The following is a 15,484-nucleotide window of genomic DNA, read 5'->3' as shown; positions in this document are numbered from 1 at the left end:
GGGTTTCCTTGTGTTGCTAGTTAGCGGTTTTCAGGTAGCCTTTTGGGCGGCTATCGGATTGTTTGTAAACGATTTGGTTTGTTGCAGTTTTCAGGTAGCCTGCGGCGGGAACAGTTTGCCGGGGTTGAACAGGTTATGCGGGTCGAGCTGTTTCTTAATGGCGCGCATCAGCCCGATTTCCACCGGGCTGCGCACGCTGGGCAGCCAGTGGTTTTTCACTTGGCCGATGCCGTGTTCGGCGGCAATCGTGCCTTGGCAGGCAAGGGTGTGTTGATAGACGATGCGGTTGATGCCGTCTTCGTATTCGTAGGCCTGGTTGCTGCGGATGTGCGGCAGGAAGGTGTTGAAATGCAGGCTGCCGTCGCCGAGGTGGCCGAATACGATGATTTCGATGCCCTCATAGGCCTGCTTGAGCGCGGCGGAGGCGTTGGCCACCAGTTCGGCCACGCGGGCAATGGGTACGGCGATGTCGTGTTTGATGCTGGCACCAAGCGCTTTTTGCGCGGCGGAGATGTCTTCGCGCAGCCGCCACAGTTCGGCGCGTTCGCCCTCCGACTGCGCCAGCACGGCGTTTTCCCAGCCGTGTTCAAACAAGAATCCGGCCAAATCGTCGGCCAATTCGGGGCGCGGCAGGCTGTCGTTCAATTCGAGCAAGATGTGCCACTCGGCATCAATCGGCGGGCTGAGGCGGCTGTAGGCGGCGGAGAGGGCAAGCGCGGGGCGGCTCACCAGCTCGAAGCTGCACAGCCGCTCGGCAAAACGGCCTTGGATGCGGGTAAGCAAGTGCACGGCGTCTTCAATGCTGTTTAGGCCGACCCAGGCGGTGGCGGTGGTTTGCGGCGGGGAGAAGAGCTTGAGCGTGGCGGCGGTGATGATGCCGAGCGTGCCTTCGCTGCCGATGAAGAGCTGGCGGATGTCGTAGCCGGTGGTGTTTTTGTGCAGCGGGGCGAGATGGGAGAGCAGGCTGCCGTCGGGCAGTACCACTTCGAGCCCGAGCACCAAATCGCGCGTGGTACCGTAGCGCACCACGTTCAGCCCGCCGGCGTTGCAGGCGATGTTGCCGCCTATTTGGCAGGAGCCTTCGCTGGCGAGGCTGAGCGGGAACAGCCGCCCGGCTTGGGCCGCGGCTTCCTGCACGTTTTGCAGAATCGCGCCCGCTTCCACGGTGATGGCGTTGTCGGCCAGGCTGAGGCTGCGGATGCGGTTGAGCCGCGAGAGGTTGAGCAAAATGCCGCCGTTTGGCACCGCCGCGCCGCACAAGCCGGTGTTGCCGCCCTGCGGGGTAATCGGCACGCGGTGTTCGGCACACCAGCGCACCAGCTTCTGCACGTTTTCCACGCTGTCGGGCATCACGGCGGCTGCCGCCCGGCCAATGTAGCGGCCGCGCCGGTCGGCGAGCAGCGGGGCGGGGTCGGCAATGATTTCGCGTTCGCCAAGCAAGGCGCGCAGGGCTTGCGGAATATGGGCGGGGTTCATTTGAGGCTACCTGAAAGATTGGAATGGACGGTATTGTAGCGGCAAGACGGGGTTTTCAGGTAGCCTTCGGCTGCCGGAAGGGCTACCTGAAAACCGAATATCGAATATTGCTTAAAAGTAATTTTTTATCCCCTCCAATCTAACTTTACTTTTCCAACCAAGCGCCGTATAGTCGCCCAAGTTTACCGCCCATGCCGCGGGGAAAACCTTACCGGGCAGAAAGCCGGGGCAGGAGGCCCTGCATCGGCGATGCTTCTAAAATTACTGCGAAATGCCCTAACCGACAAAAGGCGTCAGACAGGGAGCAAGATTGTGCGGATGGGTTTTCGCTTTCTAGATAAAGGAAAAGGGATTTAAGACCCGGGTATGAATGGGGAACTAAATGGTATCGCCCATCTGAAAACCAATTGCCACGACCTACACTTAACTGAATATTTAGGGGCTTATTATGGGAAGATTAAGATTAGCTGCTGACCCGAATTATTTATGGGAGTCGCCAATAAAAGAGGACTCATTAATGGAGATTGTCCATATCGTTAATGAAATTGGGGAACTCATACCAAGATTTGTTTTTAAAGAATATAAAAAAATGTACCTGTTCCTAACCGATGACCCTCAGCAGCATGGCTCACGCTTACAACTCGGTTTCTTATTTTTTGTGGATACCGACAAAATTGTGGGGGACGATAAAGACGAAAGGCGCAAGGTTATTATCTCCCTAATCAAAGACGGCTTGATTGAAATGGGTAAAACACACGGCTGGAGCAAAGAACATATCGATGAGCTGTTTGTGAAAGTGAAATAAGCAAGGTTTCAGGTAGCCCGTAGGCCGGATTCTCGAATCCGACACCCGCCCTGCCCAAAGGCTACCTGAAAAGCGCGGGCTGCCTGTTGGGCTTTGAACCTGCCAAAAGCAGCCCGCATATCGAAGAACGAATCAGCAAAGGTGCTAGAAATCCAATGAACAACACCCCACAAAACCCCGTAAGCTGGTTTGCCCTAAATGCGCAAGACTTAGCACGTGCCGCCCGCTTCTACGAAACCGTATTCGGCCTGCCCCTGCAAGAAGTGCCCGGCAAAGACCCGCAGCGCCAAATGTATCTGTTCGCCCCCGCCTGGGAGCAATACGGCATCGGCGGCATGCTCTGGCACGACCCCGCCGCGCAACCCGCCGGCCACGGCAGCATCACCGTGTTTTTCAACTGCGCCGACTGCGCCGAAACCGCCCGTGCCGCCGAAGCGGCCGGCGGCAAAATACTCACCGCCAAATTCCCCATCGCCAACGGTTTTGCTGCCTTTATCGAAGACAGCGAAGGCAACCGCATCGGCCTGCATTCGCCCGCTTAAAATTTCAGGTAGCCCATGTCCAGCCCCATCAATATTGCCGAACTGCGTCGCCGCAACCTGCGCGAATGGATTAACCGCCTGCACCAAGGCCGGCAGATTGATTTCGTATCCGCCACCGGCATCAACCAAGGCGAACTCTCCGCCCTGCTGAAAAACAAGCCTTTCGGCGAGCGAAAAGCCCGCAAAATCGAACACAGCGCCGGCATGCCCGCACTGTGGCTCGATACCGACCACCGTTCACCCGCATCCGCCCCACAACCCACCCACAGGAATACCCGTCCCATGTCCGCCCCCATTGCCACCATCCCCGAAATCCTGGCCGACCTCAAAGCCGGCAAAATGGTCATCATCACCGATGCCGAAGACCGCGAAAACGAAGGCGACCTGCTCATGGCCGCCCAATTCGTTACCCCCGAAGCCATCAACTTCATGATCAAACACGCCCGCGGCCTCGTGTGCCTGCCCATGGCCGAAGAGCTGGTGGACAAACTCAAGCTCCCCCTCATGACCCAGCACAACGGCGCCCAATACGGCACCAACTTCACCGTATCCATCGAAGCCGCCCACGGCATTTCCACCGGCATTTCCGCCGCCGACCGCGCGCTCACCATTCAAACCGCCGTTTCCCCCGCCGCCCGGCCGGAAGACATCGTCCAGCCCGGCCACATCTTCCCCCTGCGTGCCCAAAAAGGCGGCGTGCTGGTGCGCGCCGGCCACACCGAAGCCGGCGTCGATTTAGCCCAAATGTGCGGCCTCATCCCCGCCGCCGTTATCTGCGAAATCATCACCGACGACGGCACCATGGCACGCATGCCCGAGCTCACCGAATTCGCCCGGCAGCACGGCCTCAAAATCGGCACCATCACCGACCTCATCGAATACCGCAGCCGCACCGAAACCCTGCTCGAAGAAATGGGCAGCAGCCCCATCCACACCCCCTGGGGCGATTTCCGCCAGCACGTTTATGTAGACAAACTCTCCGGCGAAACCCACCTCGCCCTGGTGAAAGGCAGCCCGCAGCCCGACACCGAAACCCTCGTGCGCGTACACGAACCCTTCAGCGCCATGGATTTCCTGCAAACCAACCCCCGCCACTCCTGGCCGCTGCCGCAAGCCCTCGAGCGCATCCAAGCCGCCGAACACGGCGTCGCCATCCTGCTGCACCGCACCGAAGACGGCGCCGCCCTGCTCGACCGCACCCTGCCCAAAGGCAAAAGCCAAACCCGCCAATGGGACAGCAAAACCTACGGCATCGGCGCGCAAATCCTCGCCAACCTCCACGTAAAAAAAATGCGCGTGCTCGGCCAGCCATCCTCCCTCACCGGTCTCACCGGCTTCGGATTGGAAGTAACAGGGTTTGAGAGTATGGAATAAAAGCGATTGCTGCCAACAAAGGCTACCTGAAAACTTGAGCCCCACAGCAACTTGTTTTTTCAAAACGCCCGGAAATGAAATTACCGGCAAACCCGGAGATGCAGCAGATTTCCCGACCAGCCATTAAGGACAGATATAATAATGACATATATCATGCAGTTCTTCCCCTTCATTATCGCCGCCGCCATATTTTGGTACGCCTATACTTATCCGGTCAGGAAGGCAAAACGTTCGCTCCCGACCCTGCCGCAATATTTGCAGTCCCACCCCGAATGCAAAACCGATACGGGCATCAAATGCCGGGTGTGCGGCTCGAAGAGTATTAAGAATTGGGGTATCCGCAATCAGAACGACCAATGCAGGATGTTTATCTGCAATCATTGCGATGCCCATCTTTACCGCTCCGATTGGTAGGCCCGTGGTTGGTCTTCGCGGTAATCCGCCCAAGGCCAAAATCGATTGGAATTATAGTGAATTAAATTTAAACCGGTACAGCGTTGTCTCGCCTTGCCGTAACGTGTGTACTGTCTGCTGCTCGCCGCCTTGTCCTGATTTTTGTTAATCCACTATAAAGGCTACCTGAAAACGGATTTTCACTTTTCAGGTAGCCTTTCCCGCACAATCCGTTATAATCCCGCCCGTATCGCAGCAGGCCAGACAGTCGCCGCGCCTTTGGGCGGGGAGGAAAGTCCGGGCTGCACAGAGCAGGATGCCGGCTAACGGCCGGGCGCCGCGAGGCGACGGAAAGTGGAACAGAAAGCATAACCGCCGATGGCTGTGGCGACACGGCACAGGTAAGGGTGAAATGGTGCGGTAAGAGCGCACCGTGCGGCTGGTAACAGTCCGCAGCAGGCCAAACCCCATCCGCAGCAAGACCAAACAGAATGCAACGACGCTGCTCGCCGAGCATTCGGGTAGGTTGCTTGAGCCGCTTGGCAACAAACGGCCTAGAGGAATGGCTGTCCGACGACAGAACCCGGCTTACCGGCCGGCTGCGGTACATCCGACAAAGCCGTCCGGCCGCCGTTATCCGTACACAACGGGCGGAAGCGCTTCTACGCTTCCGCCCGCATCGTTGCAGGGTTGAAGATTATTTAACCTGGCTGCCCACCAAGCCGCCCAAAGCGGCGCCGCCCAAGGTGGAGCCGGTGTCGCCGCCGATCACGTTGCCGGCCACGCCGCCCACCGCCGCGCCGATGGCGGCGTTGCGCTGCTTGGTCGTCATGGTGGAGCAGGCGCTCAGGGATGAGGCCAGCAGCAATACGGTGCAAATAGAAGCAACTGTAGATTTTCTCATGATATATACCCTTTCTGTCAGTATCAGAGAGGCATGGCGGATTTGACCGCCCTACCTGCCTGTGAGAGTATCGCATTTTTCTGTGATTGCATCAAAAGGCAGGTAAATGTCTGTTTATTCCGTTGCGCACATCATTCACTTATTCTGTGCCATCACCTTCGTAGGCGGGGTGCTGTTCGAATCGCTGGTGCTGTCGGTGCTGCATACTAAAAAAGTCAGCCGCGAGACGCGGCGCGAAACGGAACGGGCGCTTTCCGCACGGGCGGTGAAGGTGATGCCGTGGGTGGTCGGGCTGCTGTTTGCCTCCGGCCTGGTGATGATGCACCGCTACCTGCAAATCCTGCAACACCCGTTTGCCAACTCCTTCTTTATCCAGCTTTCCGTCAAACTGCTGCTGGCATTCAGCATTCTCTGCCACTTCCTGGCCGCCGTTACCCGCATGCGCCGCCACACCATGACCGTGGCCTTCTCCAAATACATCCATCGCGCCGTGCTGGTACAGATGCTGCTGATTGTATTCCTGGCCAAAGCGATGTTTTATATCGCATGGTAGGGGCTACCTGAAAACATAAGGCGCAACGGAACCACACCGGCCAGCTGCCCGATTCATTTCATTCCCCAACTGTTGCGCGATTCTCACAGCCGGGCCGCCGCCCGGTCGCCCCGGCATAAACACATTTGCCAAACTGCCGAATATGGTTTAGAATCGCATCGTTTTTCAGTTATTTATACGAGATAAATGAGAAATGGCCCCGAGGCCATTTTTTTGTTTTTCCAACTAGGGAATCATGGATATTCAAGCCGTTTTAGAAAAAACCCTGCCCGGCCTGGGCTACGAGTTGGTGGATTTCGAGCTCACCGCGCAAGGCGATTTGCGCGTGTTTATCGACAAGTCCGAAGGTATCACTGTGGAAGACTGCGCCACCGTCAGCAACCATCTGAGCCGCCTCTTCATGGTGGAAGATGTGGACTACAAACGGCTGGAAATCTCCAGCCCCGGCCTCGACCGCCCACTAAAAAAAGCAGCCGACTTCATCCGTTTTTCAGGTAGCCTCATCAAGCTGAAAACCCGCCTGCCGATTGAGGGGCAGAAAAACTTCATCGGCCGCATCGAAGCCTTTGAAAACGATGTGCTGACCATTGCCTTCGACGGCAAAACCGCCGCCATCGAATTATCCAATATCGACCGGGCGCGCCTGAAGCCCGAATTCTAATTTGCCTATTTATCAATTAATGGAGAGTTCATTCCCATGAGCCGCGAAATGTTGCAACTGGCCGAAGCCCTGGCCAGCGAAAAAAACGTTGAATCCGAAGTGGTATTCGAAGCATTGGAGTTCGCCCTGTCGGTGGCCGCCAAGAAAAAGGCCGACCGCGAACACATGGACGTGCGCGTAAGCATCGACCGCGACACCGGCGAATACCACACCTTCCGCCGCTGGCTAATCGTAGCCGACGAAGACTACACCTACCCCGATACGCAGAAAACCATCGAGGAAATCCAAGAAGAATTTCCCGATTCCCCGCTGCAAATCGGCGAATATTACGAAGAAGAGCTGGAAAACGTGGCCTTCGGCCGCCAAGCCGCGCAAACTGCCAAGCAAATCATTTTGCAGCGCATCCGCGATGCCGAGCGCGAGCAGATTCTGCAAGAATTCCTCGCCCGCCGCGAAGACGTGGTAATGGGCACGGTCAAACGCGTCGAGCGCCACGGCATCATCGTGGAAATCGGCCGTTTGGACGCGCTGATTCCGCGCGACCAGTGCATCCCACGCGAAAACTTCCGCAGCGGCGACCGCATCCGCGCCCTCTTCCTGCGCGTGGACGAACAAGGCAACAGCGGCCGCAAACAGGTTATCCTCAGCCGCACCTCGCGCGAATTTTTGGTGAAACTGTTTGAACAGGAAGTGCCGGAAATCGAAGACGGTCTGCTGGAAATCAAAGAAGCCGCCCGCGACCCCGGCCAGCGCGCCAAAATCGCCGTTAAATCCAATGACGCGCGCATCGATCCGCAAGGCACCTGCATCGGCGTGCGCGGCTCGCGTGTGAATGCCGTATCCAACGAACTGGCCGGCGAGCGGGTGGACGTGGTGCTGTGGTCGCCCGAAACCGCCCAGTTTGTGATTAACGCACTCTCCCCAGCCGAAGTCAGCCGCATTCTGATTGATGAAGACAACCATTCGGTAGACGTTATCGTGGCCGAAGACCAGCTTGCGCCCGCCATCGGCCGCGGCGGCCAAAACGTGCGCCTCGCCGCCGACCTTACCGGCTGGCAGCTCAACATCATGACCGTACAGGAAGCCGAAGAGCGCCACGAAGCAGAAGATGCGCAAATCCGCAGCCTGTTCATGCAACACCTGAATGTGGACGAACAAACCGCCGACCTGTTGATTGAAGAAGGCTTCGCCGCTTTGGAAGAAGTGGCTTATGTGCCTGCTGCCGAACTGGTGGAAATCGGCTTCGACGAAGCCACCGTGGAAACCCTGCGCAACCGTGCCCGCGACGCCATCCTCACCCTGGCCATTATGTCGGAAGAGAAACTAGACGAAGTGGAAGAAGAGCTGAAAACCCTCAACGGCATCGACCAAGACATGCTGCGCGATTTGGCGCAAGCCGGCATCACCACCCGCGACGGCCTGGCCGAGCTTTCCACCGACGAATTGATCGAAATCACCGGCGTGAGCGAAGAAGAAGCCAAAACCGTTATTTTGGCCGCCCGCGAACATTGGTTTGCCGAAACACAGGAATAAGGAGGCCGGAAACTTATGAGTAATACCGTACAACAATTTGCCGCCGAACTGAAAAAATCCGTGCCCACGCTCTTGGAGCAGCTCAAAGCCGCCGGCGTGGAAAAAAGCAGCGGTGCCGACAGCATCAGCCCGGCAGACAAACAAGCCCTGCTGGCGCACCTGCGCAAACAGAACGACAGCGGCACCGTATCCATCAGCGTGAGCCGTACCCGCACCGAACGCAGCACCGTGGCCGGCGTACAGGTGGAAACCCGCCGCCGCCGCGTGGCCGTGCCGCCGATTGAAGCGGTTGTAGAGAGCAAACCCGCTGCTGAAGTTGCCGCACAGCCCGTTGCACCTGCGGCCGTGGAAGCGCCCGCTGCCGCCCCTGCCGCGGAAGGACAGGATTTTCAGGTAGCCTCAAAAGCCACCGAACCAACAGTAGTTGAAACGCCTACCGTGGAAACCACTGCTGCCAAAGCCGATGCCAAACCGGCAGCTGCTGAAGCAGCCACATCGGATGAAGCACCAGCTGCCGAAGCCAAACCGAAACGCAGCCGCAAACCGAAAAAAGAAAAAGCCCCCGAGCCAGCACCGCAACCGGTGGAAGTGGTTAGCGCCGCCGAACAAGCCATGCGTGACGAAGAAGCCCGCCGCGCCGAGGCTCTGCGTGCCCACCAGCAAGCCCTGTTGAAAGAAAAACAGGAACGCCAGGCCCGCCGCGAAGCAGCCAAACTGCAAGCTCAACAGGAAGCCAAGCTGGCCAAAGAGCAGCAGTCCGCCCCGCGCAGCGCCGCACCGAGCGAAAAAGCCCCCCTTTCCTCCGGCAATGCCGCTCCCGGCGGCAGCCGCCCGAAAAAAGGTGAACGCCACCAGCAGCGCGACGACGACATGCCGCGTGGCCGCTCCGCCAAAGGCAAGGGCAAAGAGCGTGGTGACTGTGGCGATGACGAACGCGTACGCGGCGGTAAAAAAGGCAAGAAACAGCTCAAGCTGGAGCCGAACCAACACGCCTTTCAAGCCCCGACCGAGCCGGTGGTGCACGAAGTGCTCGTGCCCGAAACCATTACCGTGGCCGATTTGGCACACAAAATGGCAGTTAAGGGCGTGGAAGTGGTGAAAGCCCTGATGAAGATGGGCATGATGGTAACCATCAACCAATCGCTCGACCAGGAAACCGCATTGATTGTGGTGGAAGAAATGGGCCACATCGGCAAACCCGCCGCTGCGGACGACCCGGAAGCCTTCTTGGACGACACCGAAACCGCGGTTCAAGCCGAAGCCCTGCCACGCCCGCCGGTGGTAACCGTGATGGGTCACGTGGACCACGGTAAAACCTCGCTGCTCGACTACATCCGCCGCGCCAAAGTGGTGCAAGGCGAAGCCGGCGGCATTACCCAGCACATCGGCGCCTACCATGTGCAAACCCCGCGCGGTGTTATCACCTTCCTCGACACCCCCGGCCACGAAGCCTTTACCGCGATGCGTGCACGCGGTGCTCAGGCCACCGATATCGTGATTTTGGTGGTGGCCGCCGACGACGGCGTAATGCCGCAAACCATCGAAGCCATCGCCCATGCCAAAGCGGCCGGCGTGCCGATGGTGGTGGCCGTGAACAAAATCGATAAGGAAGCCGCCAATCCCGAACGCATCCGACAAGAGCTGACCGCACACGAAGTCATCCCCGATGCTTGGGGCGGCAATGTGCAGTTTGTCGATGTTTCCGCCAAACAAGGCACCAATATCGATGCGCTTTTGGAAGCCGTGCTGCTGGAAGCCGAAGTGCTCGAACTGAAAGCGCCGGTAGACGCGCCCGCCAAAGGCATCATCGTGGAAGCCCGCCTCGATAAAGGCCGCGGCGCGGTGGCGACCCTGCTGGTGCAGAGCGGCACGTTGAAAAAAGGCGATATGCTCCTGGCCGGTACGGCCTTCGGCAAAGTCCGCGCCATGGTGGACGAAAACGGCAGGCAGGTACAGGAAGCCGGCCCCTCCATTCCGGTGGAAATCCTCGGCCTTTCCGACGTGCCCAATGCCGGCGAAGACGCCATGGTGTTGGCCGACGAGAAAAAAGCCCGTGAAATCGCCCTGTTCCGCCAAGGCAAATACCGCGACGTGCGGCTGGCCAAACAGCAAGCCGCCAAGCTGGAAAACCTGTTTGCCAACGCCGGCGCTGGTCAGGCGGCGCAAAATCTGGCCGTCATCATCAAAGCCGACGTGCAGGGTTCGTACGAAGCGCTTTCAGGTAGCCTCAAAAAGCTGTCAAACGACGAGGTGAAAGTGGAAGTGCTGCACAGCGGCGTAGGCGGCATTACCGAAAGCGACGTAAACCTAGCCATCGCCTCCGGCGCCTTCATTATCGGCTTCAACGTGCGCGCCGACGGTTCCGCCCGCAAGCTGGCCGAAAACGAAGACATCGAAATCCGCTACTACAACATCATCTACGACGCCATCGACGATGTGAAGGCAGCCATGAGCGGCATGCTCGCCCCCGAGCAGAAAGAGCAGCAGACCGGCACGCTGGAAATCCGCCAGGTCATCAATATTTCCAAAGTGGGCAACATTGCCGGCTGTATGGTTACCGACGGCCTCATCAAGCGCGACAGCCGCGTCCGCCTCATCCGCGACCATGTGGTGATCCACACCGGCGAACTCGAATCGCTCAAACGCTTCAAAGACGATGTGAAAGAAGTGCGTATGGGCTTCGAATGCGGCCTGATGCTGAAAAACTACAACGATATTCAAGAAGGCGACATACTGGAAGCCTTCGATATCGTGGAAGTGGCCCGCACCCTGTAAACAGGCATCAAGCGAAACAAGAGGCTGCCCGAATCCGTTTCAGGTAGCCTCTTGTTATATCTAAAGCACGGCCAGGCGGCATTGCGAGCATTGTGGCACCGTGCAATGTTGGGCAAATCAGCAAATGCAAGCAAGCTCCATCTTTTGGTTATGGTTTCTAACAATTTGGCTATATATGTAAAGAAATAAATGCCTCAGCCTATACCCAGCCGGCGATGGTTGTCGTATCATATCGCCTGTTAACACCGTGTTTGCCCACCATACCAACCGCTGCCCTGATGAGTACGCGAAAATGAACGACAAACAAACCTATACACTTGAAACGTTTACCCTAATCCGAGAAATACGCCAACGTGAAAACGACGATCCGTTCATCGTGACCACCCTTGTCATGCCCGACAACTTCGTGCTCACCGGGCGGCTGCCCCTGCGCCCTGTTGACCGCGAAAACGACCTTAACGTTATTCGGTTTTTGGAAAAGTCCTTCGACCTGAAGCCCTATTTCAAAACCCGCACCTTTGAAGAACAGTTGGGCGAATTCGACCAACTGCGCATCCAGCATCGTAAAAAACAATACGATTCGCTGATGGATGCCCTGCTCGACCGCACCAGCGAACTGAAATAACCCCTTATCGAGAAAGACACATGGCCAAAACCCACTGTGGCTACGCCCGCCAAGACCGCGTGCGCGAACAAATTATGCGCGAGCTGGCCGAGCTCGTCCGCACCGGCCTTAAAGACCCGCGCGCCGGCTTCATCACCATCAACGAAGTCGAGCTGACCCGCGACTACAGCCACGCCACCGTGTATTACACCGTGCTCGACGATGCCACGCGCGAGATTACCGCCGAAGCACTGGAACACGCCAAAGGCCACCTGCGCAGCGAGCTCTCCCGCCGCATCAAGCTGTTTAAAACGCCCGAGCTGCACTTCAAATACGACCAATCGCTCGAACGCGGCATGAGCATCTCCCAATTAATCGAGCAGGTAGCCGCCGAAGAGCCGGTGCAGGATTAGGCTACCTGAAAAATATGCCCTGTTGATTGAACAGGGCTTTTCTTCATACCGCCACGGCAAAACATTTTCAGGTAGCCTCACTCACACCACAACCCAAACCATCCACACCATGAATTCCCCATTACAAAACGTCTTCTCCCAACTCAACAGCCTGATTCTCGGCAAAGAAACCGTTCTCCAACACCTGATGGCCTGCATCCTGGCCGACGGCCACGTTTTGCTCGAAGACGTGCCCGGCGTGGGCAAAACCACCCTCGCCCACGGCCTGGCCGCCGTGCTCGGCCTCGGCTACCGCCGCGTCCAGTTCACCAACGACATGCTGCCCGCCGACCTTCTCGGCATCAACGTCTTCCAACCTGCCGACGGCCAATTCAAATTCCATCCCGGCCCCATTTTCCATCACTTCCTGCTGGCCGACGAAATCAACCGCGCCTCGCCCAAAATGCAGTCCGCCCTTTTGGAGGCCATGGAAGAAAAACAGGTTTCCGTAGACGGCAAAACCTACCGCCTGCCCAAACCCTTCTTCGTTATCGCCACCCAAAACCCCATCGAACAGCTCGGCACCTTCCCCCTGCCCGAATCCCAGCTCGACCGTTTCATGATGCGCCTCTCACTGGGCTACCCCTCCGCCGAAGCCGAACGCCGGCTCTACGCCCAAGGCGACCGCCGCCAACTGCTGCCCGCGCTCAAAGCCGTGTGCAACGCCGAAATCCTGCTCCAATGGCAGGCGCAGGCCGCCCAAGTGAAATGCTCGCAGCAGGCCGCCGATTATGTTTACCGGCTGGTGCAAGCCACCCGCCAGCCCGGCTTGTTCGTTACCGGCCTCAGTCCGCGCGCCGGGCTTGCTGTGGTTAAAGCCGCCAAAGCCTGGGCCTTCCTGGCCGGCCGCGATTATGTGCTGCCAGAAGACGTCAAAGCCGTATGGATAGCCGTGGCCGGACACCGCCTGCAAACCCTGCAGCCCCAATCCATCTCCCAGCTGCTGGAACAAATGCTGCTTCAGGTAGCCGTATCGTGAGCGCCAACCAATACAGCCCGCGCCTGCGCGACCTACGCCTGCGCCCCACCCGGCTCGGCATCAGCCTGGCCGCCATGATTGCCCTGTTGTGGCTCGTCGGGCTCAACTATCAGGTAAACCTCGCCTATATCGTCGCCTTCTGGCTCGCCGGCTTCCTGTTTGTCGGCACCCTGCTCAATTGCCTCCAACTGCTCGGCCTGCGCCTCGACCTCACCCTGCCTGAAGAACTCTTCCAAGGGCAGCCTGCCGATATCCAACTCTTCCCCGCCCCCTCAATCAAAGCCCGCCACCGCCAGCTTTGGTTTGCCCCCGAAAGCCACCGCAATACCGAGCCCGAATACCGCGCCGCCCTCTTCACCGCCAAGCAGCCCCAACCCTTCATCTGGCCCGTGCTGCCCGCACGGCGCGGCCGCCTCATCCTTCCCCCGCTGCGCTGCACCAGCGTGTGGCCGTTTGCCGTGAGCAGCGTCGAATGCGTCTGGCACTGGCCCGACAACGGCCTCGTCTACCCCGCCCCCGAGCCGCACACCGCCCCGCCCGGCAGCACCCCGGCCGAAGAAGGCGAGCCGCGCCGCAAACTCGGCGGTAATGAAGACCTCGCCTTCCTGCAAGAACACCACCCCGGCAACTCCATGCAACACATCGCCTGGAAAAGCTACGCCAAAAGCGGCCGCCTGCTCGACAAACACTTCGAAGAACCCGCCTTCCACGCCGCCGACCACATCATCAGCTACGCCGACTACCCCGCCGGCACCGGTGCCGACCGACTCGCCGGCCTCCTGTGCTACCGCGTACTCGAAGCCCACGGCCGCGGCCAGCGCTACACCTTAATCCTGCCAGGCCAAACCATCCCCCCGCAAAACGGCCAGCGCGAAAAATGCCTGGCCGCGCTGGCTGTGATGTAAACACGCATACACAAACAATATAGTGGATTAACAAAAATCAGAACAAGGCGGCGAGCCGCAGACAGCACACACGCTACGGCAAGGCGGGACAACGCCGTACTGGTTTTGTTAATTCACTATAAAAAGGCTACCTGAAAATTTTCAGGTAGCCTTTGTTCAAACCTGCTTCACATCCGCCCGGTGCTGCCGAAGCCGCCTTCGCCGCGCGAGCTCCGGGCAAATTCTTCCACCACTTTAAACTGCGGCTGCAGCACGGGCACAATCACCATTTGCGCCACGCGCGCCATCGGTTCGATGGTGAACGTTTCGCTGCTGCGGTTCCACAATGAAATCTTGAGTTCGCCCTGGTAGTCGGAATCGATCAGGCCGACCAGGTTGCCGAGCACGATACCGTTCTTGTGGCCCAGCCCGGAGCGCGGCAGCAGCATGGCGGCGTAGGCCGGGTCGGCCAGATGGATGGCGATGCCGGTGGGCACGAGGAAGGTGCCGCCGGGCGGCAGCTCTACGGCTTCGTCCAAACAGGCACGCAAATCGAGGCCTGCGGCACCGGGCGTGGCGTAGTGCGGCAGGTGTTCTTGCATTTTTGGGTTGAGGATTTTGAGTTCGACTGTGGGTTGCATGGTTATCTCGATAACAATTTGAATTTTAATGTAGATAAATTTTCAGGTAGCCTTTATGCCCTGCGGCAGGCTACCTGAAAATATAGCTGCGCTGCTTAGGGCATCAGCATGCCGCCGTTCACGTGCAGGGTTTGGCCGGTGATGTAGCGCGCCTGCTCGGAGGCGAGGAACAAAACGGCGGCCGCCACATCGTCTGCTTCGCCGAATTTGCCCAGTGAAGTTTGGGCGGTGAATGCCGCGCGGACTTCCTCAGGCAGGGCTTGAGTCATGGCGGTATCGATGAAGCCGGGGGCGACGCAGTTTACGGTGATGCCGCGGCTGCCCACTTCGCGTGCCAGCGATTTGGAGAAGCCCATCAGGCCTGCTTTGGCGGCGGCGTAGTTGCTCTGGCCGGCATTGCCCATCGCGCCCACCACGGAAGTGATGTTGATGATGCGGCCGCTGCGCTGCTTCATCATGCCGCGCAATACGGCTTTGCTGGCGCGGAATACGGATTTGAGGTTGACTTGCATGATCTCGTCCCACTCTTCTTCTTTCATGCGCATCAATAGGTTGTCGCGCGTGATGCCGGCATTGTTTACCAAGATATCCAACTTGCCAAACTCTTTTTCGATGTCGGCAATCAAATTTTCGATGCTGTTTTCTTCATTGATTTGCAACACTCGGCCATGCCCCTGCCATTGCGCCAAGCGCTGGCCAATGGCAGCCGCACCTGCTTCGCTAACGGCCGTGCCGATCACCGTTGCCCCGGCTTGTGCCAGCGTGTCGGCAATGGCCGCGCCGATACCGCGCGAGGCGCCGGTTACCAAGGCGATTTTCTGAGAGAGATTTTGGGTAAGCATATCGGGATTCCTTTTAAGTGGGAAATAGGGTTTCAGGTAGCCCCAAGTGTGTGAGGCTACCTGAAA

Annotated in this window: 16 protein-coding genes and 1 other RNA gene; 13 read left to right on the top strand and 4 right to left on the bottom strand. The window is 58.3% G+C overall.

Going from position 1 to position 15,484, the window contains the following annotated elements:
* Window positions 1-90 precede the first annotated feature (90 nt).
* Window positions 91-1,476 (bottom strand): FAD-binding oxidoreductase, encoded by a 1,386-nt coding sequence (locus ELB75_RS06215; protein WP_126983181.1) that lies wholly within the window; start codon window positions 1,474-1,476, stop codon window positions 91-93.
* Window positions 1,477-1,924: 448 nt separating this feature from the next.
* On the opposite strand from ELB75_RS06215, the gene ELB75_RS06210 reads away from it, so the two are divergent.
* The 5 genes from ELB75_RS06210 to rnpB all read left to right on the top strand — a co-directional run bounded on the left by ELB75_RS06210 (window position 1,925) and on the right by rnpB (window position 5,197).
* A complete protein-coding gene (locus ELB75_RS06210; RefSeq protein WP_126983180.1) occupies window positions 1,925-2,281 on the top strand; it encodes a hypothetical protein in 357 nt (118 codons plus the stop codon).
* A gap of 155 nt (window positions 2,282-2,436) precedes the next feature.
* Window positions 2,437-2,823 carry a VOC family protein gene (locus ELB75_RS06205; protein WP_126983179.1) on the top strand — a complete coding sequence of 129 codons (387 nt, stop codon included), beginning with the start codon at window positions 2,437-2,439 and terminating at the stop codon, window positions 2,821-2,823.
* A 15-nt stretch (window positions 2,824-2,838) separates the two neighbouring features.
* Window positions 2,839-4,197, top strand: coding sequence for a bifunctional 3,4-dihydroxy-2-butanone-4-phosphate synthase/GTP cyclohydrolase II (gene ribBA / locus ELB75_RS06200; RefSeq protein ID WP_126983178.1), 1,359 nt, complete (start codon window positions 2,839-2,841; stop codon window positions 4,195-4,197).
* Between the two features lie 141 nt (window positions 4,198-4,338).
* Window positions 4,339-4,611 carry a hypothetical protein gene (locus tag ELB75_RS06195; protein WP_126983177.1) on the top strand — a complete coding sequence of 91 codons (273 nt, stop codon included), beginning with the start codon at window positions 4,339-4,341 and terminating at the stop codon, window positions 4,609-4,611.
* 231 nt (window positions 4,612-4,842) lie between these two features.
* Window positions 4,843-5,197, top strand: an RNA gene (gene rnpB, locus ELB75_RS06190) — RNase P RNA component class A.
* Between the two features lie 90 nt (window positions 5,198-5,287).
* Here rnpB and ELB75_RS06185 read toward each other — a convergent pair.
* Complete coding sequence (locus ELB75_RS06185; protein WP_126983176.1) at window positions 5,288-5,494, bottom strand: YMGG-like glycine zipper-containing protein; 207 nt, start codon at window positions 5,492-5,494, stop codon at window positions 5,288-5,290.
* Window positions 5,495-5,600: 106 nt separating this feature from the next.
* Between ELB75_RS06185 and ELB75_RS06180 the strand changes: the two genes are divergently transcribed.
* From ELB75_RS06180 to ELB75_RS06145, 8 genes are all read left to right on the top strand, one after another.
* Window positions 5,601-6,047, top strand: coding sequence for a CopD family copper resistance protein (locus ELB75_RS06180; RefSeq protein ID WP_126983175.1), 447 nt, complete (start codon window positions 5,601-5,603; stop codon window positions 6,045-6,047).
* 235 nt (window positions 6,048-6,282) lie between these two features.
* Window positions 6,283-6,708 carry a ribosome maturation factor RimP gene (rimP, locus tag ELB75_RS06175; protein WP_126983174.1) on the top strand — a complete coding sequence of 142 codons (426 nt, stop codon included), beginning with the start codon at window positions 6,283-6,285 and terminating at the stop codon, window positions 6,706-6,708.
* 36 nt (window positions 6,709-6,744) lie between these two features.
* The gene (nusA, locus tag ELB75_RS06170) at window positions 6,745-8,241 is read left to right on the top strand and encodes a transcription termination factor NusA (protein WP_126983173.1); all 1,497 of its coding nucleotides are present in this window, start codon (window positions 6,745-6,747) and stop codon (window positions 8,239-8,241) included.
* Window positions 8,242-8,256: 15 nt separating this feature from the next.
* Window positions 8,257-11,016 carry a translation initiation factor IF-2 gene (gene infB / locus ELB75_RS06165; RefSeq protein ID WP_126983172.1) on the top strand — a complete coding sequence of 920 codons (2,760 nt, stop codon included), beginning with the start codon at window positions 8,257-8,259 and terminating at the stop codon, window positions 11,014-11,016.
* Between the two features lie 292 nt (window positions 11,017-11,308).
* The gene (locus ELB75_RS06160) at window positions 11,309-11,641 is read left to right on the top strand and encodes a hypothetical protein (protein WP_126983171.1); all 333 of its coding nucleotides are present in this window, start codon (window positions 11,309-11,311) and stop codon (window positions 11,639-11,641) included.
* 20 nt (window positions 11,642-11,661) lie between these two features.
* Complete coding sequence (gene rbfA, locus ELB75_RS06155; protein WP_126983170.1) at window positions 11,662-12,033, top strand: 30S ribosome-binding factor RbfA; 372 nt, start codon at window positions 11,662-11,664, stop codon at window positions 12,031-12,033.
* A 109-nt stretch (window positions 12,034-12,142) separates the two neighbouring features.
* Window positions 12,143-13,051 (top strand): AAA family ATPase, encoded by a 909-nt coding sequence (locus ELB75_RS06150; RefSeq protein WP_126984224.1) that lies wholly within the window; start codon window positions 12,143-12,145, stop codon window positions 13,049-13,051.
* Window positions 13,048-13,956, top strand: a complete 909-nt coding sequence (locus ELB75_RS06145; protein WP_126983169.1) for a DUF58 domain-containing protein — start codon at window positions 13,048-13,050, stop codon at window positions 13,954-13,956. The genes ELB75_RS06150 and ELB75_RS06145 overlap by 4 nt, the downstream gene beginning before the upstream one ends.
* A 167-nt stretch (window positions 13,957-14,123) precedes the next feature.
* Here ELB75_RS06145 and dut read toward each other — a convergent pair whose 3' ends face one another.
* Both dut and fabG read right to left on the bottom strand, forming a co-directional pair.
* On the bottom strand, window positions 14,124-14,576 hold the full coding sequence (dut, locus tag ELB75_RS06140) for a dUTP diphosphatase (RefSeq protein ID WP_126983168.1): 453 nt from the start codon (window positions 14,574-14,576) through the stop codon (window positions 14,124-14,126).
* A 95-nt stretch (window positions 14,577-14,671) separates the two neighbouring features.
* Window positions 14,672-15,418 (bottom strand): 3-oxoacyl-ACP reductase FabG, encoded by a 747-nt coding sequence (gene fabG, locus ELB75_RS06135; RefSeq protein WP_126983167.1) that lies wholly within the window; start codon window positions 15,416-15,418, stop codon window positions 14,672-14,674.
* Window positions 15,419-15,484: the final 66 nt, after the last annotated feature.

The sequence above is a fragment of the Eikenella corrodens genome (genome assembly GCF_003990355.1).
Taxonomy (GTDB): domain Bacteria; phylum Pseudomonadota; class Gammaproteobacteria; order Burkholderiales; family Neisseriaceae; genus Eikenella; species Eikenella corrodens_B.
The sequence above is the reverse complement of the archived record's forward strand: the minus strand, read 5'-3'. Positions and strand labels throughout refer to the sequence as shown.

Excerpts from the sequence above, each read along its gene's own strand:
- rimP (WP_126983174.1), top strand. The coding sequence starts at position 6,283 with ATGGATATTCAAGCCGTTTTAGAAAAAACCCTGCCCGGCCTGGGCTAC.
- ELB75_RS06195 (WP_126983177.1), top strand. The coding sequence starts at position 4,339 with ATGACATATATCATGCAGTTCTTCCCCTTCATTATCGCCGCCGCCATA.
- fabG (WP_126983167.1), bottom strand. The coding sequence starts at position 15,418 with ATGCTTACCCAAAATCTCTCTCAGAAAATCGCCTTGGTAACCGGCGCC.
- nusA (WP_126983173.1), top strand. The coding sequence starts at position 6,745 with ATGAGCCGCGAAATGTTGCAACTGGCCGAAGCCCTGGCCAGCGAAAAA.
- ribBA (WP_126983178.1), top strand. The coding sequence starts at position 2,839 with ATGTCCAGCCCCATCAATATTGCCGAACTGCGTCGCCGCAACCTGCGC.
- ELB75_RS06150 (WP_126984224.1), top strand. The coding sequence starts at position 12,143 with ATGAATTCCCCATTACAAAACGTCTTCTCCCAACTCAACAGCCTGATT.
- ELB75_RS06180 (WP_126983175.1), top strand. The coding sequence starts at position 5,601 with ATGTCTGTTTATTCCGTTGCGCACATCATTCACTTATTCTGTGCCATC.
- rbfA (WP_126983170.1), top strand. The coding sequence starts at position 11,662 with ATGGCCAAAACCCACTGTGGCTACGCCCGCCAAGACCGCGTGCGCGAA.
- dut (WP_126983168.1), bottom strand. The coding sequence starts at position 14,576 with ATGCAACCCACAGTCGAACTCAAAATCCTCAACCCAAAAATGCAAGAA.
- infB (WP_126983172.1), top strand. The coding sequence starts at position 8,257 with ATGAGTAATACCGTACAACAATTTGCCGCCGAACTGAAAAAATCCGTG.
- ELB75_RS06160 (WP_126983171.1), top strand. The coding sequence starts at position 11,309 with ATGAACGACAAACAAACCTATACACTTGAAACGTTTACCCTAATCCGA.
- ELB75_RS06185 (WP_126983176.1), bottom strand. The coding sequence starts at position 5,494 with ATGAGAAAATCTACAGTTGCTTCTATTTGCACCGTATTGCTGCTGGCC.
- ELB75_RS06210 (WP_126983180.1), top strand. The coding sequence starts at position 1,925 with ATGGGAAGATTAAGATTAGCTGCTGACCCGAATTATTTATGGGAGTCG.
- ELB75_RS06215 (WP_126983181.1), bottom strand. The coding sequence starts at position 1,476 with ATGAACCCCGCCCATATTCCGCAAGCCCTGCGCGCCTTGCTTGGCGAA.
- ELB75_RS06205 (WP_126983179.1), top strand. The coding sequence starts at position 2,437 with ATGAACAACACCCCACAAAACCCCGTAAGCTGGTTTGCCCTAAATGCG.